The organism is Microcystis wesenbergii FACHB-1317 (assembly GCF_014696875.1).
GTDB classification, from domain to species: domain Bacteria; phylum Cyanobacteriota; class Cyanobacteriia; order Cyanobacteriales; family Microcystaceae; genus Microcystis; species Microcystis wesenbergii_A.
In genome coordinates this window covers 39,207-61,350 of sequence record NZ_JACJQV010000184.1, presented here as the reverse complement: position 1 = coordinate 61,350, position 22,144 = coordinate 39,207, and the positions used below count along the sequence as shown (strand labels likewise).

Annotated in this window: 13 protein-coding genes; 10 read left to right on the top strand and 3 right to left on the bottom strand. The window is 42.0% G+C overall.

All coding sequences use genetic code 11. The annotated features are described in order from the left end of the window. Positions 1-4,151: DUF4347 domain-containing protein (locus tag H6F92_RS18090; protein ID WP_190358965.1), on the bottom strand; the 4,151-nt coding region annotated here is incomplete at its 3' end. A 653-nt stretch (positions 4,152-4,804) separates the two neighbouring features. Between H6F92_RS18090 and H6F92_RS18085 the strand changes: the two genes are divergently transcribed. The 5 genes from H6F92_RS18085 to H6F92_RS18065 all read left to right on the top strand — a co-directional run bounded on the left by H6F92_RS18085 (position 4,805) and on the right by H6F92_RS18065 (position 11,635). Then, entirely contained in the window at positions 4,805-5,632 is an 828-nt protein-coding gene (locus H6F92_RS18085) for a DUF3782 domain-containing protein (RefSeq protein WP_190358964.1), read from the top strand. Positions 5,633-5,720: 88 nt separating this feature from the next. Next, positions 5,721-6,086, top strand: coding sequence for a CU044_2847 family protein (locus tag H6F92_RS18080; RefSeq protein WP_190358963.1), 366 nt, complete (start codon positions 5,721-5,723; stop codon positions 6,084-6,086). Further along, entirely contained in the window at positions 6,086-7,987 is a 1,902-nt protein-coding gene (locus H6F92_RS18075) for a VMAP-C domain-containing protein (protein WP_190358962.1), read from the top strand. The genes H6F92_RS18080 and H6F92_RS18075 overlap by 1 nt, the downstream gene beginning before the upstream one ends. Positions 7,988-7,995: 8 nt before the next feature. After that, positions 7,996-9,015 (top strand): AAA family ATPase, encoded by a 1,020-nt coding sequence (locus tag H6F92_RS18070; protein WP_190358961.1) that lies wholly within the window; start codon positions 7,996-7,998, stop codon positions 9,013-9,015. Next, positions 9,008-11,635, top strand: a complete 2,628-nt coding sequence (locus tag H6F92_RS18065) for a formylglycine-generating enzyme family protein (protein ID WP_190358960.1) — start codon at positions 9,008-9,010, stop codon at positions 11,633-11,635. The genes H6F92_RS18070 and H6F92_RS18065 overlap by 8 nt, the downstream gene beginning before the upstream one ends. A gap of 328 nt (positions 11,636-11,963) precedes the next feature. Here the strand turns inward: H6F92_RS18065 and H6F92_RS18060 are convergent, their stop codons facing one another. Beyond that, positions 11,964-12,236 (bottom strand): hypothetical protein, encoded by a 273-nt coding sequence (locus tag H6F92_RS18060; RefSeq protein WP_002791728.1) that lies wholly within the window; start codon positions 12,234-12,236, stop codon positions 11,964-11,966. A 303-nt stretch (positions 12,237-12,539) separates the two neighbouring features. Here H6F92_RS18060 and H6F92_RS18055 point away from each other — a divergent pair, with 303 nt between their 5' ends. The 4 genes from H6F92_RS18055 (at position 12,540) to ppk1 (ending at position 17,943) form a co-directional block, all read left to right on the top strand. Next, on the top strand, positions 12,540-13,439 hold the full coding sequence (locus H6F92_RS18055; RefSeq protein WP_190358959.1) for a formylglycine-generating enzyme family protein: 900 nt from the start codon (positions 12,540-12,542) through the stop codon (positions 13,437-13,439). Positions 13,440-13,725: 286 nt separating this feature from the next. After that, positions 13,726-14,724 (top strand): Npun_R2821/Npun_R2822 family protein, encoded by a 999-nt coding sequence (locus tag H6F92_RS18050; protein WP_190358958.1) that lies wholly within the window; start codon positions 13,726-13,728, stop codon positions 14,722-14,724. Positions 14,725-15,158: 434 nt separating this feature from the next. After that, complete coding sequence (locus H6F92_RS26205) at positions 15,159-15,563, top strand: hypothetical protein (RefSeq protein ID WP_242030183.1); 405 nt, start codon at positions 15,159-15,161, stop codon at positions 15,561-15,563. 211 nt (positions 15,564-15,774) lie between these two features. Then, positions 15,775-17,943: a polyphosphate kinase 1 gene (gene ppk1, locus H6F92_RS18040; protein WP_190358957.1), complete on the top strand. Its 2,169-nt coding sequence runs from the start codon at positions 15,775-15,777 to the stop codon at positions 17,941-17,943. A gap of 295 nt (positions 17,944-18,238) precedes the next feature. Here the strand turns inward: ppk1 and H6F92_RS18035 are convergent, their stop codons facing one another. Beyond that, entirely contained in the window at positions 18,239-19,963 is a 1,725-nt protein-coding gene (locus H6F92_RS18035) for a diflavin flavoprotein (protein WP_190358956.1), read from the bottom strand. A gap of 181 nt (positions 19,964-20,144) precedes the next feature. Here H6F92_RS18035 and murJ point away from each other — a divergent pair, with 181 nt between their 5' ends. Further along, positions 20,145-21,872 (top strand): murein biosynthesis integral membrane protein MurJ, encoded by a 1,728-nt coding sequence (murJ, locus tag H6F92_RS18030; RefSeq protein ID WP_190358969.1) that lies wholly within the window; start codon positions 20,145-20,147, stop codon positions 21,870-21,872. The last annotated feature ends 272 nt before the right edge of the window (positions 21,873-22,144 follow it).

Sequence of the window (22,144 nt, the reverse complement as noted above, 5' to 3'; positions counted from 1 at the left end):
GTATAAACCAGATTTGTTGTCCCATCTTCAGTAACACTACTGGGAGCAACCGCAAGAGTGACACTGGTATCATCATTGGTAATTGTTCCCGTAACTGCGGTAGTCGTACCTACGGTATAACCTGTCCCAGAAGCAAGAGTTAAAATAACAGTTTCGTCACTTTCTACTGTTGTGTCAGCAGTGGGGTCAACTGTTACAGTCGCAGTGGATGAACCAGCAGCAAAGGTGACACTGGTGGGGATAGAAGTGTAATCGGTTCCATTGGTTGCTGTCCCTTCAACTGTATAGTTGACAGTTAAAGCATTTGTTGTTACTCCACTACGGGTGAAGGTATAAACCAGATTTGTTGTCCCATCTTCGCTCACACTTTCAGGAGAAACTGCTAGGGTGACACTGGTATCGTCATTATTAATTGTTCCAGTAACTGCGGTAGTCGTACCTACTGTATAACCAGTCCCAGAAGTAAGAGTTAAAGCAACAGTTTCATCACTTTCTACTGTTGTATCAGCAGTGGGGTCAACTGTTACAGTAGCAGTCGCTGAACCAGCAGCAAAGGTGACACTGGTGGGGATAGAAGTGTAATCGGTTCCATTGGTTGCTGTCCCCCCAACTGTATAGTTAGCGGTTAAGGCGCTGGTAGTAGAACCAGTACGAGTGAAGGTATAGACTAGATTTGTTGTCCCATCTTCAGTAACACTACTGGGAGAAACCGCCAGGGTAATACTGGGGAAATCATCATTGGTAATCGTCCCCGTCACTGCGGTAGTTGTCCCAACTGTATAACCAGTCCCAGAAGTAAGAGTTAAAGCAACAGTTTCATCACTTTCTACTGTTGTATCAGCAGTGGGGTCAACTGTTACAGTAGCAGTCGCTGAACCAGCAAGAAAATTCACTGTCCCGGTTGTACTGGTGAAAGTTGCTGCACCAGTTTGAGTGTAATCTGTGCTAAAAGTAGCTGTTCCGTCAACTGTATAGTTGACGGTTAAGGGATTAGTTGTTACTCCGTTACGGGTGAAGGTATAGACTAAGTTAGTTGTCCCATCTTCAGTAACACTACTGGGAGAGACAGCAAGAGTAACAGTTTGTGGATTGGTAAACTCACTCACATCAATAATCTGCAATCCGCCTTCACGCGCAGCTACATAAGCATAACTACCGACTACTTTCACATCAAAAGCATAGTCATAGTTGTTTTGATAATTACCTTTGATAGTGGGATTAGTAGGGTTGCTGATGTCGATGATTTGCAGTCCACCTCCTCCAGCAGCTAGATATGCGTAATTCCCTACTACTTGCACATCAGTAGCCTCGCCGGAACTATAATAATTGCCTTTTAATATGGGGTTGGTGGGATTGCTGATGTCGATGATTTGCAATCCTGAATCATAATCAGCCAAATATGCGTAATTTCCCACTACTTCCACATCCCTAGCATTACCGGAACTATAATAATTGCCTTTTAATATGGGGTTGGTGGGATTGCTGATGTCGATGATTTGCAGTCCTGAAAAATAATCAGCTATATAAGCATAATTCCCCACTACCTGTACACCATCAGCAAAACCAGAACTATCATCATAACTGCCTTTTAATATGGGGTTGGTGGGATTGCTGATGTCGATGATTTGCAGTAATGAATTCCCATTAGCCAAATATGCGTAATTCCCCACTACTTGCACATCAACGACTGCACTAAAATTGTCATAATTACCGATGAAAGTGGGGTTGGTGGGGTTACTGATGTTGATAATTTGTAGTCCTGAACTCCCATCAGCTAGATATGCGTAATTCCCCACTACTTCCACATCCCAAGCGCCGTCAGTATCATAATTGCCTTTGAAAATGGGGTTACTGGGGTTGCTGATGTCGATGATTTGCAGTCCTGAATCATAATCAGCCAAATATGCGTAATTTCCCACTACTTCCACACCAAAAGCCCATCCAGGAGTATCATATTTGCTGATGAAAGTGGGGATAGGGGGGTTGATATCGTCATTAATTGTTCCCGTCACTGTGGTGGTTGTCCCCACTGTATAACCAGTCCCCGAAGCGAGGGTTAAAGTTACAGTTTCATCCGGGTCAGCTATATTATCTACTGTCGGGTCAATTGTTACGGTAGCAGTAGTAGCATTAGCGGCGAAAGTCACTGTCCCTGTTGTCCCATTAAAACTCGCTGCACCGGTTTGGGTGTAGTCTGTATTAAGGGTAGCTGTACCCCCAACTGCATAGTTAACTGTCAAAGCATTGGTTGTTACACCCTCGCGGTAGAAGTAGTAAGCTAAGTTGGTTGTCCCATCTTCGGTGACAAGACTAGGAGAAACCTGAAGGGTAACACGGGTATCATCATTGAGAATCGTCCCCGTCACTGGAGTAGTTGTCCCAACTGTATAGTCAGTCCCAGAAGTGAGGGTTAAGCTGACGGTTTCGTCATCTTCAACTGTGGTATCTGCTGTGGGGTCAATTGTTACAGTTGCAGTCGCAGAATTAGCAGCAAAAGTCACTGTTCCTGTTTCATTTGAGTAATTTGGGAAACTGGCTGCACCGGTTTGACTGTAATCTGTATTAAAGATGGCTCTTTTCCACCAGTCTGTATCATCGACTGTTGTAAAATTGACCGTCAAAGGATTGGTTGTGTCTCCTGTGCGGGTGAAAGTGTAAACTAAATTAGTTGTTCCATCTTCAGTAACACTGGTGGTGGAAACTGCTAAGGTGACACTTGGTAAAGGCGATGGGTTATTGAAGTTACTGACATCAATAATCTTTAAACCGTCAAAATAATCAGCTAGATATGCGTAATTCCCCACTACTTCCACACCATAAGCAACGGTAGAAAAATCATTGTAATAGTCGATGAGAGTGGGGTTAGTCGGGTTGCTAATGTCAATGATTTTCAGTCCTGCCATATCATCAGTTAAATAAGCGTAGTTCCCCACTACTTCCACATCACCAGCAACGCCGTTAGTATCATAATTGCCTTTGAGAGTTGGGTTAGTGGGGTTGCTGATGTCGATGATTTGCAGTCCTCCATCCCAACCATCAGCTAGATATGCGTAATTGCCGACTATTTCCACATCACTAGCAATGCCAGGAGTATCATAATTACCTTTCAGAGTGGGGTTTTCTGGGTTACTGACATCGATAATTTGCAGTCCTGACTCATAATCAGCTACATATGCGTAATTACCGATTACTTGGACTTCCAAAGCCCGACTAGAAGTATCATAATTGCCTTTGAAAGTGGGGTTGCTTGGATTGCTGATGTCGATGATTGTCAGTCCTTGATAATCACTAGCTACATAAGCGTAGTTTCCCACTACCTCCAGCCCATAACCCCAACCAAAACCAGAATAATTGCCTTTGAAAGTGGGGTTGCTTGGATTGCTGATGTCGATGATTGTCAGTCCGGCAAAACCATCAGCTAGATATGCGTAATTGCCGACTATTTGCACATCCATAGCGAAGCCAGAAGTATCATAATTGCCAATGAGAGTGGGGTTAGTAGGGGTGCTGATGTCGATGATTTGCAGCCCTAAACTAAAATCAGCTACATAAGCATAGTTTCCCACTACATAAACCCCATAAGCATTGCCAGGAGTATCATAATTACCCACTAAAGAAAGAGTAAATACTCCCTGATAAGTAGCTAAAGTCTCTCCATTAAACGCCAAGGAAATATTCAAATCTTGCTCACTTTCAGCGGGAGAAACTATTACCTCTAACTCCCAATCTCCTCCCCCTCGACTACTTCCCGTAGGTGTCGCTGAAGCCATCACCGTCGCACCCGTCAACTGATGTAACTTCTCAATAAATTCTTCTCCTGCATCTCCCGCTGCTACCTGACAACCGTACAGTAGAATACGATTAATCTTTGCCCAATTCTGTAACTGTTGGCGGTAATCGTAAATATTTGTTAAATTAAGTTGACAATTCCCTAAATATAAGCATCCAGGCGCACCATGGGAAACGAGGTGAATGGTGGTAATCTGGGGATTTTGTTGTAAAAAAGCGGTGATTTGCTCGATTCCGTCTTCCTTGGCAGAGAGAATAACGGTGGCGATTCCGGGGATTACTCCAGCTTGGAGACTTTGATAATCGGTGACACCAGCATCGAGGAAAACTACGGACTGGTTGAGATTGGTTTGGCGAGACATAATACAAGGGTTCCTGGTGAGTGGTGTAGGGTGGGCATTGCCCACAAGCTGCTTTAATATTATTTATTCAGCCGAGTCAGCCTGTTTTCCGCAACCGCAGCCAGTCTAGGTTAGGCTTGAAGACTGTCAAACCATCAATTAATCGTTTCTACCATTTTGAGAGCGTTTTTTTCTACCGTCAATAGAATATAAAATATGCTTATTTTTTTTTTTTTTTTTTCATCAGGTTTATTCATGAATCAGAGAAAATCAAATTAAATTCGGTGCGGTTAAACCCTGATTTCTCGCACTATTCACCTGATTAACTTGACTCAAGCCATCAGATTCAGCAAAATTGAACAAACTATCGTAAACAGCAGAAAGGCTCGGCAAAAGAGAAGAAGTGATGACGTTAACTGCAAAAGATTAATGCGACTATTTTGTGCAAACAATCGCCAATTTTTCAAGACTTCCATAACATAAATTAACATTATATACAGAAAACGGGTTCCTTTGAGAAACCCGTTTTCTCATGGTTTCTTGAAGAAACCCGTTTTCTCTGTTGAGACTACATAATTCTTAATATTTATCCCGTTTTTGCTCTCTCGCGCTCCTCGGTTTTCTCGACCGAATCGCTAAAATAATTAGGGGTGTTGTGTTTCCGATGTCAGTCCATGAGTGAACCTGTAACCCTTGAGGATATTTACCAGCTATTCCGCGCTTCCGCCGAGGAGTTTGATCGCCGTTTACGGGAAAGCGATCTTCGTCGAGCGGAAATGGAGCGTATCTTTGCCGAAGCGAAATTAGAAAACGAGCGCCGGGCTGCCGAACTTGAGCGCCAAGCTGCCGAAGCGAAATTAGAAAGCGAGCGCCGGGCCGCCGAAGCGAAATTAGAAAGCGAGCGCCGGGCCGCCGAACTTGAGCGCCAAGCTGCCGAAGCGAAATTAGAAAACGAGCGCCGGGCTGCCGAACTTGAGCGCCAAGCTGCCGAAGCGAAATTAGAAAGCGAGCGCCGGTCTGCCGAAGCCGATCGCTCGATGGCAGAACTGAAACGCACCGTAGAAAGAACCAGCAAAGCGGTAGATAGTCTCACCACTCGCTGGGGTCGATTTGTGGAGGAATTGGTAGAACCGGCGGTTTTACGGCTTTTTCAGGAGAAAGGCATTGATATTAAGGAAGTTTATCCCCGCGCTCGAGTCAAGCGTCAAGGTATCGCCATGGAAATTGATATCCTAGGAGTGGATGATACCGATCTCGTGGTGGTGGAATGTAAATCGAGATTATCTCAAGATGATGTGGATGAATTTATCGAAAAATTGACTCGTTTTAAAATCGCTTTTCCCCATTACAAAAACTATCGAGCTTACGGTGCAGTGGCAGGAATTGAAATTAACGAAGGAATCGATCGCTATGCTTATAAAAAAGGTTTATTTGTGATTAAACCCTCTGGGGATACGGTGGCAATTATTAATGATGCTGACTTTCAACCGAACACTTGGTAAAGAGATATAATTAGGTATGAGGCTAAAAAGATGGAGTTGTGATTGATTAAGTCTGGGCAACCGCAATAAAATAAACAGGAGAATTTTTATGACTCGTTTAGTGGAATTTACCTCAGAGGAGGGGACTATTTACATCGAGGTGGATGAAAAGTTACCCTTACCCAAACCGAAACCAGAAGAAAAACTTATTAGCCGAACAGATCAAATAGCTGTTAAAGCCGCTCAATCTTTTGAAGACGCATTAAATGGCATAAAACCGGTGGCAAATGCCATAATTAATAAGGTCAAAAGTTTGAATGAACCAGCCGATCAGGTAGAGGTAAAATTTGGGATAAAAATGACTGTTGGGCTAGGGGCTATTATTGCATCTGGAAGTGCCGATGTTAACTATGAAATTACCCTAAAATGGGATAACAAGGAAAAAAATAATCAAAAAATAGTTTCAGAGGAATAATGATTGAAGATATAGAACTTTCGATTGTAAGAATCTATAAACTAAGGGAAAATAAAAATGATGAAATAATAATTGTTGGAGCGGGGTTTCTCGTTTCAGAAGAGTATATTATTACCTGCGCTCATGTTGTTAATCAATCAATAGGAGAAAATGTAACATCTACTAAGAAACCCACTGAAATTATTGAGTGTGATTTTCCTCTAATTTCACCGGTTACATCTTTAGAAACAACGGTAGAAATGTGGAAACCCGTTGAATTTGAAAGTGACGATCCCCAAGATATTGCTGTCTTAAAACTCAAGAATAAGGATTTAAAACCGCCAAAAGCTCAACCATCAAGATTGATTAGTCATCAAAATATTAGAATAGATGGGCATCAATTTGAAGCCTTTGGTTTTCCAAATAATCTAGGAATTTGGGCTGATGGAGAAATCAAAAAAGGGATTGCCTATAATCAAATACAAATAGAGGGAAAAACAGTCACGGGTGAACGTTTACAAGCTGGATTTAGTGGAACCGCTATCTGGGATAAAGAATTAGAAGGAGTGGTGGGAATAGCTGCAATTGAGCATGATAATCCTGAAGCAAAAATTGCATTTTTTATTCCAGTATATATGTTGCTCAGAGCTTTTCCAGAGTTATTAGATACTCCTACAATCAAAATTGATGGATATATTCCTGAAATTATAATCTTGCTAAAAAACAATTATACTGAATTGGAAAAACAGCTTAAATTGGCTTATCAAAACCTTTTGTCCGACGTAGGATTTCAGTTAGTTGATTTTAGGTCACCCACAGAAATGTTATTATTTAATTTAACTGAGCTTATTGATATATTAGATCAACAAGTTTTACAAATATCGACTGAATTGCAACTAAAAGTTACCTGGTTACAGATATTAATTGGTTATCTTATTCTGGAAATTAAACAGGGAAAAAGCTACAGAAATGAACTTGAACAATGGCTACAAAAATATCTAAAAAACGATTGGGAAAGTTTAGTTCGTCTATTAGAATTTAAACGTGAACAAAAGAGAACAAATTTAACTGGGAGGACGGAACAAGAAAAAGAACCTTGTTTGCTAGTTAGTGTCACTAAAGAAAATAACGGTTTGAGACTCAGGAGTTGGATTATTGAAGATGTAAAACACTATGATCCTACCCAAGAATCTCCACAAAAACGAAATTATTGTAAATCTTTACAGTCGAATGAAGGAATTATAATTAAGAATTTAGAGCAGCAGTTTTTTGTTCAGTATTTGAAAGATGTTTATCAAGAGGCATTCAATCTTTGTCAATGTTCTATTAATAAGATTCAGATATTTTTTCCCTATAAATTAATTGAAAAAGAAATTGAGCCAATTGATTTACTAACAATCGATAAAAATCCTTCCTTTGCTCCTCCGCCTATGGGGAAAAAATATGAAGTAATAGTTAGATTTTCAGAAAGGCTAAAGACTACACTGGATCAGGAAAGCTTGCTTTGGCAAAAGAAGTGTAAGAAATTAAAAGAAAAAAAAGGCAAAATTGTGGCTACAATTACAGAAATTTGTGGTTTTTGTGATAGTGAACCCTTTGAATTATATAAGAAAATTATGCCAGAGAATATTATAGGAGCAAGATTAGAAATTCTTCGAGAATCCCATCGAGAAAATGTCATGGAAGCCTTTTACTACGCGGGAATTCCCCTCGCTGTTTGGGTACGCGAAGCTGAAAATTTTGAATGTCAGGAAACCTTGGAGAATATCTGTCATCAATGTAACCTAGAAAACCTATCAGCACATCTCAAAGAAAAAAGGCGCACAGATTGGGGAAACCCTAATCATATTGGGAATCATCTATCATTACTTTGGGATGACTATCAGCTTGTTCCCCCCAACTATCCACTTTTGATGCCATAAATTGAATCATGAAAGACTGGAAAATTTTTACAGGAAATCAGGATCCCACAGACGCTTGGACATTACCAGACCCTCCCAGCTGGCGACCTTTTGGCAAAGAAAAGCAACCGGGAGAAAGTCGTCGTAAGCATCGGGGAGAAACCTTTCTAGTGCGCGAAGAAGAAATTAAAATGGTCAATGCAGCCTTGTATTTACGGCGACCTTTATTAGTAACCGGCAAACCCGGAACGGGAAAGTCATCTCTTGCCTATAAAGTCGCCCAGGAATTAAAATTAGGAGAAGTATTATACTGGCCGATTACTACCCATACTACCCTAAAAGATGGACTTTATAACTATGATGCGATCGGTCGGTTACAGGAAGTTAAATTACTGGAACGGCAGCAAAAAGAATTAACCCCAGAAGAACGAAAAGACCAATTAAAACAGATTGAAAAATATATTACCCTTGGAGCCTTGGGAACCGCACTATTAGAGTCGGAAAAGCCAAGAGTACTGTTAATTGATGAAATTGATAAGAGTGATATCGATTTACCCAATGATTTACTCACCTTATTTGAAGAAGGACGCTTTGAAATCCCCGAATTAGTTAGGCTAAAAGAAGAAGTCCCAAGGGTTGAAGTCCGCACTGCTTATACCGATACAACCGACATTACCCAGAAAGATATAAAAACACCTATAAATGATGGTTTAGTTATCTGTAAGGCTTTTCCTTTTGTGATTTTAACTAGCAATGGAGAACGAGACTTTCCCCCACCTTTTTTGCGTCGTTGTCTCCGTTTAACTATGAAAGAACCGGAAAAACCCGACTTAATTAAAATAATTGAGGCCCATTTAGAAGAAACAATTACTAACAATCCAGACATCGATAAACTGATTGATAACTTCATTCAAAAGCGCAATTCACAAACCCTAGCCACGGATCAATTACTTAATGCTATTTTTATGGTCAAAAAAGGAGCTATATCAACTGAAGATGACCTGATTAATCAACTTTTGAAAGATTTGGGGAGGGTAGAAGATGAGTGAATCCCCATCCAATTCATCAATTAAAAAACTATTAGATTATCTAGAGCAAACAGGACTACTCGAACGGTTACAACTCAGTGATGAAGATGTAGCTGATAGTATCTGGTTGGCCTTACAAATGGGTGTTGAAGACTTGCAATCAACGCCAATATTTCCAGAAAATAAACAGCCAATAGATTCATCAACTTCTAAGAAAATAGAGGAAAATTTAGAGAATATTCCAGAAGATAACCTATCAAAATCCCAGCCAAATGTCGATATTATTACCGAAGAATCTCTCCCCAAAGAAATAGAAAAACCCACCCTAATCCAAGGCTTTCCTTTTCAAGTTCCTGCTGCTGCGGCACTACAGACAGCACTCTTTATTAGTCGCGCTTTGCGTCCTTTCATGCTAAAAGTTTCCTCAGCGACTAAAACGATTTTAGATGAAGAAGCAACCGCTTCTTTTATTGCAGAAAGGGATATTTGGCTACCCGTGACTAAACCCCAACCGGAACGCTGGTTAACCCTCGAATTAGTAGTAGAAGAATCTAGATCCTCTTTTATTTGGCGAGAATTAATTAATGAGTTACAAAATCTCTTAGAAAATCAAGGAGCATTTAAAACCGTCAGAGTTTGGCATCTATCAACCTCAAATAATCAAGAATTACAGTTAGTAAGACGCAGAAAAAAAGGTAAACCTGGACAACGTTATCACTCCCATAAAGAACTTATTCATCCCAGGGGACGGGGATTAGTTTTGTTAGTCAGTGATTGTGTTTCTCCTCTCTGGCAAAAAGCCTTAATTCATCCTTGGTTAAAAGATTGGTCAGAAAAACAACCCACCGCTATTCTGCAACTTTTCCCCGAAAGATTATGGAATAGTACCCAACTAGGACGGGGACGTAAACTCTTTACCACTGCTTTAACTGCTGGTGTTCCCAATCCGAAATTAATCTTAAAAAATTATCCCCAATGGCTACCGATTAACTGGCAAAATACCCTTCTTATTCCCGTAATCACGTTAGAAACAGAAGTCCTCAAACAATGGGCAAAAGTTGTCGCCGGGTCAGGTAATGCTCAGATTTCCGCCTTTTTATTTGATTTAGAATTTATTCAACAACAAATTATCGAAATTTCCCCTATATCCAGAGAGGAAAATAAGCAAGACAGTGAGGATAAAAACAGCATTAAAAATAAGGCCGAGGCAATGGTCGAGCGATTTTTTGCCACCGCGTCAGAACCGGCCAAAAAACTAGCAAAAATGATGGCAGCTGCCCCGGTAAGTATGCAGGTGGTCAATCTTATTCGTAAAACTCTTTTAAACGAAGTGCGTCCCGTTCATGTGGCAGAATTTTATATGGGAGGTCTATTAAAACCGATTGTAGAAAATGAAGAAGGACAGTATCGAGTCTATGACTTTTTGCCCGGGGTACGTCAGGTCTTAAATGATGCTATCGGTAGGCGACAAACTATCAAGGTACTCGATGCTATTTCCCAATATATTGCCGGGGAAATTAAAAGTCCTATCCGCAGTTTTGCCGCTTTATTAACCCTATTACCCACCTATCCCCCAGAACAAAGAGAAAAAATTCTTCCCTTTGCTCAAGTCAGCATCGAAGTCTTACGCAATCTGGGGGGAGAATACGCAGAATTTGCCGAAGAAATCGCCGTTAATATCTCCAATCCCCTTCCAATCCCTCAACCCTCGCAACCTCCCTTAAAAACCCGTACCTTTGAATTTACCCTAGCAACCATAGAACGTCAGTCTCAAAGTTATTTTGAACCAGTAAATTGGGTAATTAAAAAGGAAAAAAGGCAAGCAGAAGGCATTGTCGAAAAACTAGCCGAGGGAGTCGAATTGGAATTGATGGAAATCCCCGGCGGCACATTTATGATGGGAACTGAAGACGAGGAAATCGAAAGACTGGTGAAAAAATTTGGTTGGGATGGATTTAGACGAGAAAAACCCCCACACCGAGTAACCGTTTCCTCTTTCTACATGGGGCGTTATCCTATCACCCAAGCTCAGTGGCAAGCTATCGCCGCAACCGCTAAAATAGACATCGACCTAGAGACAAACCCTTCTCACTTTAAAGGGGATGAGCTACCCGTAGAAAGAGTCAACTGGTATCAAGCAACGGAATTCTGTAAACGACTATCAAGGGAAACAAAACGGGAATATCGGCTACCGAGTGAGGCAGAATGGGAATATGCCTGTAGAGCGGGGACAACAACTGCCTTTCACTTTGGGGAAACGATAACGGCAGATTTAGCTAACTATCGAGGTACTGGTACTAAAACTTATGCCGATGAACCCAAAGGAAAATATCGACGTAAAACAACCCCAGTGGGCTATTTTCAGGCAGCTAACGCCTTTGGGTTGTACGATATGCACGGAAACGTTTGGGAATGGTGCGCCGATACCTGGCACGATAATTATGATGGTGCGCCGACGGATGGCAGTGCTTGGATAGAAAATGGGAATGATAATCGTTCTTCATTGCGGGGAGGTTCTTGGTGCATACATCCGTATTACTGCCGTTCCGCTTGCCGCAGCTACAACCTCCGCCGCGGCAGTATCAACTTCGACGAAAGCAACGGTTTTCGGGTGGTGTGCGGTGCTGGGGGGACTGTGTAACCGTTTTTCTCTTTTTTTCCCGCCCAAAGGCCAGTCGATTTTGTAGGGGCGAACTGCGTTCGCCCACCGGCAATAATCGGCCCACCGGCAATAATACTAAATCCTTTGAGTAACGCACAGAAAACGGGTTTCTCGGAGAAACCCGTTTTCTACTCATGCAAGGGGATTTGGGTTTTTTTGGTTTTTTTTGGGGATTTGGGCGCACGCAGTTCGATAAACTCACTGACCACGATGCGCCCCTACATTATGATGATAATTAAGACATTTTTTGAGACATCTACAGTTGACGATCACAAGTTGGGAAGATTCATTTTACCAACAACAAAAACTAACTCGAACTTTCCACGAGGCGACCGGTAACATATTTGTGTAGGATGCTAGAGATAAGTGTTTGATAGGGAATACCTTCCTCTATTGCCTTAGCTTGAAGCGCTTCCAAATCTAGGGAAGACAGAAGTAAAGTAATTTTTTTATCTTGAGTCAGCGTCTCCTTAGCATAGGACTTCAACTCAGCCATTCTAGCCGGCGTTGCCACAGAAACCCACTCATCATTGTTATAGGATTCGAGGATATCTTTTTCTTCAGGAGTTAACTTAGTCATGATTATTTTTATCTCCGAGATATTTTTTAGTTGCTTTTCTAGAAGGGATGATAGTCTTAAGAAAGAGTTCCGAGGAAACTTTAGTCCTTATCCTGCTTGAAGTTGCCTATTTTTGGCTCTTCTAGGTTCTGTGTGATAAGTTTAACTTACATTATGATCGATCTTTGTGTCCTCTGTGTCTTTGTGGTTCCTTCCACTCCCTCGCCAGCAAGACTATATCTTAGAATACATTTTACCCACCAAACCTAAGAGAGCCAAACATTTGTATAGGTGAGCATTACCTGCACCAATCCTTGTTAAAAAATGACTAAATTAATCCTTCGACGACAGCAACGAGAAGCACAATATTACAGCGAGAATTTAGGGGAAGGGATTAATCTCGACATGATGCTTATCCCTAGCGGTTCCTTTCAGATGGGAACCCCAGATCAAGAAATAGAAAGACTCTGTAAAGAATACGATCGAGACTATTTCCAAAGAGAAAGTCCTCAACACACCGTTAATATTTCAGCTTTTTTCATGGGACGCTATCCCATCACCCAAGTACAGTGGCGAGCGATCGCCGCAACTGCTAAAATAGACATCGATCTAGAACTAGAGCCTTCCCACTTCAAAAAGCCATATCAAGAGCAGGATAGATGGACAAGACCCGTAGAACGAGTCAACTGGGAGCAAGCAACAGAATTCTGTAAACGATTATCAAGGGAAACAAAACGGGAGTATCGGCTACCGAGTGAGGCAGAATGGGAATATGCCTGTAGAGCGGGGACAACAACCGCTTTTCATTTTGGGGAGACGATTACCACAGATTTGGCTAATTACAGAGGAACTGATTGGGAAAAAGACCAAAAAGTTTATCCAGGGAATTATGGAAGGGGACCAAAAGGCATCGATCGAAAACAGACGACACCAGTAGGCTATTTTAAGGTAGCTAATGCCTTTGGTCTGTACGATATGCACGGAAACGTTTGGGAATGGTGCGAGGACGATTATCACCCTAATTATCAAGGCGCACCCACTGATGGGAGTGCTTGGATTAGCAAGAACAAATATACTACTAAAGTACTGCGGGGCGGTTCTTGGTACTTCAATCCGCCTTTCTGCCGTTCCGCTTGCCGCTACTACTGCAACCGCCGCTTCATCAACGACAACATTCTCGGTTTTCGGGTGGTGTGCGGTGCTGGGGGGACTGTGATTCAGTGAACAGTTATCGGTTATCGGCGAGAGATTATCAGTGGCATAGTCTAGGAGAAAGCCTAGAAATTAGCGATTAGAATTGTCAATGCCCATAAATATCTTAAGTATAAGAGAAAAAAGGATTTATCTTATCTTATCCAAACAGCTTTTGAGAAGCAGAACATCCATTTAAACGGGATTTAGTATCACTGCTTCTGGATCACCACATCTCAAATTAGCCAAATTTATCGACCAAAATAAGCTAAACTAACGGCAAAGATAATATGTTTTGATTTTTTCCTTGGGATCACTTATGGACGGTATCTGCACCCTAGCCAACGATCGCATTTACGATCAATTAGTCGCCCTACTCAACAGCATTGAGGTAAATGGGGGAAAAGATCTTCCTGTTTGTGTCTATCCCTACGATGACAACACCGAACGTATCAAGGCGGAAATTGCTCAACGTCCTAACGTACAGTTGTTTGATGAGCGAGAAGTGATCGATCTCTGGGATAATTTCGCTAAATCGGCTTGGGAACCCCATCCTACGGCTAAAGAACGCTGGTTAAAGGCTGGTAGTAAAGGTTATCATCGTTTTGGTACCCATCGTCGTTATTGTGCCTTTGACGGGCCGTTCGATCGCTTTATCTACATGGATGGTGATACCCTATTGATGAGTCCCTTAGATCGGGTTTTTGCACAGTTAGATAATTATGATTGTGTGGTTTACGATTTTCAGCACAAAGATATCACCCACGTTTATGAAGTTACTTCCCCAAAATTATTAGAAATCTTTCCCCAAGAACGTCTTAACCAAGAAATTTTCTGTTCGGGTTTTTATGCCTCGAAAAAAGGTTTATTTGCTGAAAATCAGCGAGATTGGCTCATAGAACAATTGCGAGCAGGAGAAGCAGAAATAGTTTATCCTATGGCAGTAGATCAACCTCTGTTAAATTATATGATGATGCGATCAAATTTTTCTATATATAATCTAGCCCTTCAATTGCCTAAAGAAGAACGCACCGGCTGCTGTGTCACCTCTCCCCATTTTCAGGCTTTAGATAATATTCTTTATGATCGAGGCAAACGCTTGACATATATTCACTACATTGGTTTATCTTCCTCTCTGTTCACGCGACTTTGTAGTGGTGAAAATCTCGATTTTCCCTATCGGGATATTTTCTTACACTATCGTTATCTCTACGAACCTAGTCAACGTCCTGTTTTTACCGATACTCTCAAACCCTATCAACCACCTACCCCAACCTTTTGGCAAAAAGTAACCAGAAAACTCGGATTAGGAAAATAAAAATTAGGAGTGAATAATCAGGTTTCAGGCTAAAAATATTGACCAATTGAATTAAACCTAGAAATATCACTTCATATTTTCTGGCAGCAGTAATTTTTCAAAGACTTACAGGAAATCAGGAAACTTTCTGGGTTAGATATTGTCATGGCTACTTAATGAACGTTGGGATTTGACAGTTGAATTAGAGAAACGAAAACAAAGATAAAAGATCAGATAACACCTGACAGAATTGCTAATAGCATTCGTTTACTATGGCAGGATCATGAGGGAGTGTTTTTAATTGTTGAAGGCTATAGTGATAGACTTATTTATGAGCGATTTAAATGAGCAAGAGGTTAGGCTGACAATTGCCTCTAATAAAAATAATGCTATCAAAGCATTATCCATCTTAGAGAAGAAAAGTTTCGGCGAGTTGTTGCTTAGATGCAGATTTTTTGAGAATAGAACAGAAAATTCCCGACAGTAATAATCTCTTTTTGACCGATGAACATGATGGGGAAACGATGTTAATTAAATCTGTTGCTTTCGATCAATTATTAAAAGAACGAGGAAGGGAAGAAAAAATTCAAGCTTTCCCCAAAGATATTAGAGAAACTTTGCTGAAATTAGGGCAGCAAAAAAGAATCTGTCAATCAATGTTGACCCAGGGCAATCTAATCATCATCCTGATAAAATATTCTGATTCAGCTTATTGCCTGAAGTTGGAGATGATATATTTAACAAATCGGCTCGGCTCGACTTTGTGTTATAATCAAGGCGGGGCTTTAAAGACGATATTCTCAGCAAATTATGCCTATTGTTCTTCCTGGCACTCTAATTTCACTGAAAGATTAATTTAACCTTGATCTGTCGGGATTGATTTCTTAACCTGTTAATAAATTGATTTTTTCCCCAGTCAGGCTAGAATCAGTAGGATTAGCATCCAAGATAATCGGGGTAACTTTGGTTAATCTGGGGCAGTGTAGCCTAAAAAAACGCCAAAAATAGTCAAATTTAGACTTGAGTGGCTTCTTACTAACTGTTTAATCTATTATTTAGGTATTAGACTCTATGGCTAAAGCTTCTACCGTAACTTCCGAAATCGATCTTAAAGATTCGCAATATTACTTTAACCGAGAATTAAGCTGGTTAGAATTTAATCGTCGCGTGCTTTATGAAGCACTTGATCCTCGGACTCCCCTACTAGAAAGATTAAAATTTACCGCCATTTTTTGTGCCAATCTCGACGAATTTTTTATGGTACGGGTGGCAGTTCTTAAACAACAGGTAGAGGCAAATGTAGCCGTTTTAAGTGCCGATGGCCGGACTGCCTCGGAACAGCTAACCGAGATAAGTAAGCGTCTGCGTCCCCTTGTGCAACAGCAGGATCGTCTTTTTGAACACACCCTAAAAAATCTCTTAGTAGAACAGGGAATTCATCTGATTAACTATGTGGATTTACATCAAGAACAGCGAAATTATCTCCACGATTACTTTGAACAAAATATTTTCCCCGTTTTAACTCCTCTAGCGGTGGATCCTAGTCATCCTTTTCCCTACATTTCTAATCTTAGTCTCAATTTAGCCGTAGTCGTTCGCGATCCCGACACCGATAAAGAACTATTTGCCAGGGTGAAAGTACCGCAGGTTTTCCCCCGTTTTCTGGCATTATCCAAAGAATTACGCCACCAAGACGGAAAAGCTTCGATTTGGACGGGAGTACCGCTTGAACAGGTGGTAATGCACAATTTAGAGGCACTTTTCCCCGGCATGATCATTCAAGAATGTTATCCTTTTCGGGTGACGCGCAACGCCGATATCTCCGTCGAAGAAGATGAGGCCGATGATTTATTATTAGCGATCGAGGAAGAAGTACGCAAGCGCCGCATCGGTAAATCGGCAGTACGTCTGGAAATTCACAGTTCTACCCCTAGCAATATTAAAAACCGGATCATGCGCGATCTGGGACTTGAGGAGATCGATGTTTACGATGTGGATGGACTGCTAGGACACAAGGATTTATTTTATTTTCTGTCTTTACCCTGTCCCGAACTGAAAGATCCGCCGTGGAATCCTGTCACCCCACCGGTTTTACAGGGATTGCGAGAAATAGTTGACGGTAACGAAGACGGGATCCTAGAACAGGATGGCGAAGATATTTTTACTTTAATTCGCAATAACGATATTCTCGTTCATCACCCTTACCATTCCTTTAGTGCCTCGGTACAACAGTTTATCGCCCAGGCTGCCCATGATGCCCATGTTTTAGCGATTAAAATGACCTTGTATCGTACTTCCGGAGATTCCCCGATTGTCAATTCCCTGATTGCGGCGGCGGAAAATGGTAAACAGGTAGCGGCGTTAGTGGAACTAAAAGCTCGCTTTGATGAGGAAAATAACATTACTTGGGCGAAAAAGCTCGAACAAGCCGGAGTTCACGTTGTTTATGGCTTAGTTGGTCTAAAAACCCATACGAAAGTGGTTCTCGTGGTCAGAAAAGAAGGGGATAAAATCCGTCGTTATTTCCATATTGGCACGGGTAATTATAACCCAAAAACAGCTAAATTATACACTGATTTGGGTTTACTTAGCTGTCGCGAGGATTTGGGGGCAGATATCACCGATTTATTTAACTTTCTGACCGGATACTCCCGTCAGCAATCCTATCGCAAACTTTTAATTGCCCCGGTGAGTTTGCGAAAACGGATGTTAGCAATGATCGATCGCGAGGCCAAAAACTGTAAAAATGGCGGTACGGGGCGCATTGTCGCAAAAATGAACTCTATTGTCGATAAACCGATTATAGAAGCTTTATACGCCGCTTCTCGTGCTGGCGTGCAGATTGACTTAATTATTCGTGGTATCTGTTGTTTACGTCCCGGATTGCCGGAAGTGAGCGAAAATATCCGAGTAATTAGCATTATCGGCCGCTTTTTGGAACATTCCCGCATTTTTTACTTCTACAATGGTGGTCAGGAGGAGGTTTATATTGGTAGCGCCGATTGGATGACGCGGAACCTGACTCGTCGCGTGGAGGCAGTGACACCCATCGATGAACCAGCGATCGCCAAGGAACTGGAAGAAATTCTCGGCATCATGTTGTCAGATAACCGACAAGCATGGGAATTACAATCCGATGGCAGTTATATTCAGCGTCGTGCTGCCAACCAGGGACAGGAAAGCAGTACCCATGTAATTTTAATGGAAAAAGCCCTTAAATCTGCGGGTATTAGTCAATAGGAACAGTGATCAGTTATCAGTGATCAGTGATCAGTTATCAGTGGGTAAGTTGTCAGTGATCAGATGTGATACTAAATCCGGTTATTAAAAACTGATTATCTATTGCTCCTACCCCCCCTTGCCCCCCCGACATCGGAGGGGTCGGGGGGGGGTGGGGGTTGGGGGGGCCACACCCTGCCCCCACCAGCAAACCTTTTCAGCAGCTCCTAACTGGTTGAGAGGTTAAACCATCTCAAAAGCTGAGAGCAAGCATCTTGATCTGTATTTTCTCAACCAGTCAAATCAAGCAAGAATCCTAATAATAATTACCGACTTTGCGATGGTGAACAGCCGTTAAACTATCAGGTTTAGAAACGCGACCATCGGTGACTTTATTGTAAACAATCCAGTGGTCAGCACATTCCATACGACTAACTACCTCACATTCTAAATAAGCGAGGGCATCGGCTAAAATCGGCGAACCATTATTAGCGGTGCGAGTATTGACTCCTGCAAAACGATCTTCCCCCGGTCCGAAACGTTTTAAAAAGTGTTTCATCAGGGTTTGATAATTGCCTTCTTCCAGAATATTTAAAATGAATTGATCCCCCACTTGCATTAAAGACTCGATCGCCCGATCTTTGGCCACAGCAACGGTAAAACCGGGCGGATCAAAACTTGCTTGCGTCACCCAAGAAGCGACCATTGCTCCGCTTCTGTCTCCTTTCTTGGTGGTGATAATATATAGACCACCGCTAATCCGTCCGATGGCTTTATCCAGGTCAGTATCGAGGGATTTTCTTTGTTTAACTTTTACCTCTTGGGTTAATAGTTGTCCCATGTCTGTACCCGCTTCTTCACAGCGTTGATAGAGACTCTCGTTAGGAGTTTCTGTGCTACGAATGGGATCGAAAGCTTTGGTTAAACCAACTTCACGAAACTTATTAAATAGAGGTAAAATCGGTTCATCATCACCCCCTTGTGATTCAAACATTCCGAGGTATTGTTTGGGGTTAACCGAGGCGAGAATTGTGCCTAGATTACCTGTAATTTCTTGGGCATTAATACCAGAAACGGGGGGAGTACCGATGACGATTCCCACCGCAGAAGAAGCTAATTCTTTTACCTCTTGGGGATCGGCGGATTTCAGGTCTAGAGTTTCTACGGCCACACCGGTTTTAGTAATACCTTTGGCGATCGATTGACAGAGGCGATCGCTATAACCATAGTCGGAAATATAGAAAACAGCGACGGTTTTTTCTCCCTTAGTTTGTGCCTGACTCCAATCACGATAATGGGTCAATAATTCGGTAATATTATGTTTTAATACCGGTCCATGACCATTAGCCACGAGATTAATATTACCCAGGGGTTCCATCCTTTTCATCGCCGCTAGTACCGAACGAGCATTAGGAGCCATTAAACATTCATAATAGAAACGATAATCCGGTTCAATAACACTTAATTGCTCATCGTAAAGATCGTCGGAACAGTAGTGCATTCCGAAGGCATCACAGGTAAATAAAATTCCCGAACCGTGATCGTAGGTAAAAATAGTATCGGGCCAGTGTAAATTAGGAGCATTAACAAATTCGAGAATGTGACCGTTGCCTAGGTCTAACTGATCGCCATTTTTGACCAGTTGACGTTGAAAGGGATGATGAACTAAATTCTCTAAAAACTGAATTGCTACTTTCGCCCCAACCACGGTAATATTGGGGGCAAGTTGCAATATATCTCTGACTAACCCACTGTGATCGGGTTCGGTATGACTGATAATTAAATAATCAATTTCTTGGGGGTTAATTAATCCGTTGAGGCTATCAAAATATAGTTGACGGAATTTTTCGTGAGAGGTATCCACAAGGGCGATTTTTTCCCCACGAATCAGATAGGAGTTATAAGTCGTCCCGTTTTGTAATCCGAATTCAATATCGAAGCGATCGCGATCCCAATCGAGGGAACGAATAGCGGTGGTGTCTGCGGTGAGATTGGCCACCTGCACGGTAAGACGTTTTGTTTTGACTGGTGTAGCAACCATCGAACCCCTCCTTATTGTTAAGTTTTTTATACTTTGTCTCTATTGTGCCACGAGGAAATTAAGTATGGAGATTTATTTTCTCAATAATTACTGATAACAGTTATCTTAATGCTCAGGTGGGAGTCGATCGTCGATACCGAATTAGCTTATACTTCATCTTTATGAGAAACGCTCTCTATAAATCTGTGTGGGGAAATGGGTGTTATACATTCAAGTCAAATTAAATTTGACAACTAGAGAGCGCTTTTCTACGGGAACACAGAAACGGGTAGAATCGATCAATGCAGTTGTTTTCTTTCGAGGTGTCATCATTACTAAGAAAGCTACCCGTTCCTTAGCCGGTATTGCCGGAATTGTCGCCGTTGCCACCTTAATCAGTAAGGTTTTTGGTTTAGTCCGCGAACAGGTAATCGCCGCTGCCTACGGTGTCGGGCCGGTGGTGAACGCCTACGCTTTTGCCTACGTTATCCCCGGTTTTCTGTTAATTCTCCTCGGTGGCATTAACGGCCCCTTTCATAGCGCTTTGGTCAGTGTTTTGGCCAAAAGAGATAAATCCGAGTCCGCGCCGATTGTCGAGACTATTACCACCCTAGTCAGCGCGATTTTATTAGCTGTCACCGTCTTTTTAATCGTTTTTGCCAATATTTTTATCGATGTTCTCGCTCCCGGTTTAGATGCCGCCACCCGCAGCATGGCCATTCAACAACTGCAAATTATGGCCCCCATGGCGGTTTTAGCCGGTTTAATTGGCATCGGTTTCGGTACTCTCAACGCGGCGGATCAATACTGGCTACCGAGTCTCAGTCCGCTTTTTTCCAGTTTGGCGGTGATTATCGGGGTCGGTTTGCTGGCCTGGTTTCTTGGCGATCGCATTGATAATCCGCAATACATTCAACTGGGAGGTTTTGTCCTCGCCGGCGGTACTCTCGTCGGGGCGCTCTGGCAATGGTTAGCACAAGTGGGCGCGCAAGTCAAGGCAGGTTTAGGAAAATTAACATTTCGTTGGGATTGGCGGATTCCGGGGGTGTCGGAGGTGTTGCGGGTGATGATTCCGGCGACCTTATCTTCGGGAATGTTGCATATTAACGTTTATACTGACCTCTTTTTCGCTTCTTTTATCGAAAATGCCGCCGCATCCATGCGTTACGCCAGTTTTATCGTTCTCACGCCCTTGGGCATCATGTCTAACATGATTCTCGTACCGTTTATGCCGATATTTTCTCGACTGACGGAACCAGAAAATTGGGGAGAATTGAAGCAAAGAATCCGTCAGGGTTTATTATTGACGGCTTTAACCATGTTACCTTTCACCGCTATCTTTATCGCCCTCGCTTTCCCGGTAGTGCGAGTTATCTATCAACGGGGTGCCTTTAATCTGGCTGCCTCGGAACAGGTGGTTCCCGTATTAATGGCCTACGGTTTCGGGATGTTTTTCTATCTCGGCCGCGATGTTTTGGTACGAGTGTTCTATGCTTTGGGTGATGGTGACACTCCCTTTAAGGTGAGTATGGTGAATATTTTTCTCAATGGTGTCCTTGATTTCCTCTTGTATAAACCTTTTGGTACTCCGGGGATTGTTTTAGCAACCGTGGGGGTTAATATCCTTTCTATGGGCATTTTTACGGTGATTTTAAATCGTCGTTTAGGGGGTTTACCTCTAGGAGAATGGGGTTTATCCTTATTGGGATTAACGGTAATTACAATACTTTCTGGTGTTGCTAGTTGGGGTGCTAGTTGGGGATGGGAAAAGGTTTTCGGTGCTGGTAATATTTTCCTACAATTATTACAGTTAGGTTTAGCCTCGACCGTAGCGGTGGGTTTATTCCTCCTCGGTGCGATGTTATTGAAGTTACCAGAATTAGACCTGTTAATCTCGCGAGTTCGTCAGAAGTTCTTGAAAAAATCTTAGGTTTAAGTTGCTGCCTCACTAGATTAAAGAAGGGTTAAACCCTAGCTAATACCAAATCAGTTTTTAAGAGTCTGATTAACTCCCTCCCTTGCTCGTAATTACTGTTGTAGGGGACGGAAGAATTTTTTCAATTTGCTCGCTCTCTTTTTGTTTAATGTCAAACAAATCCAATCGGATTTGAAGATTTAACCAAAAATCAGGTTTTAACTCGCTAAACTATTTCTTTTTTGCAGCGATTGCACTCTTATACTAAATCCAGTTATTAAAAACTG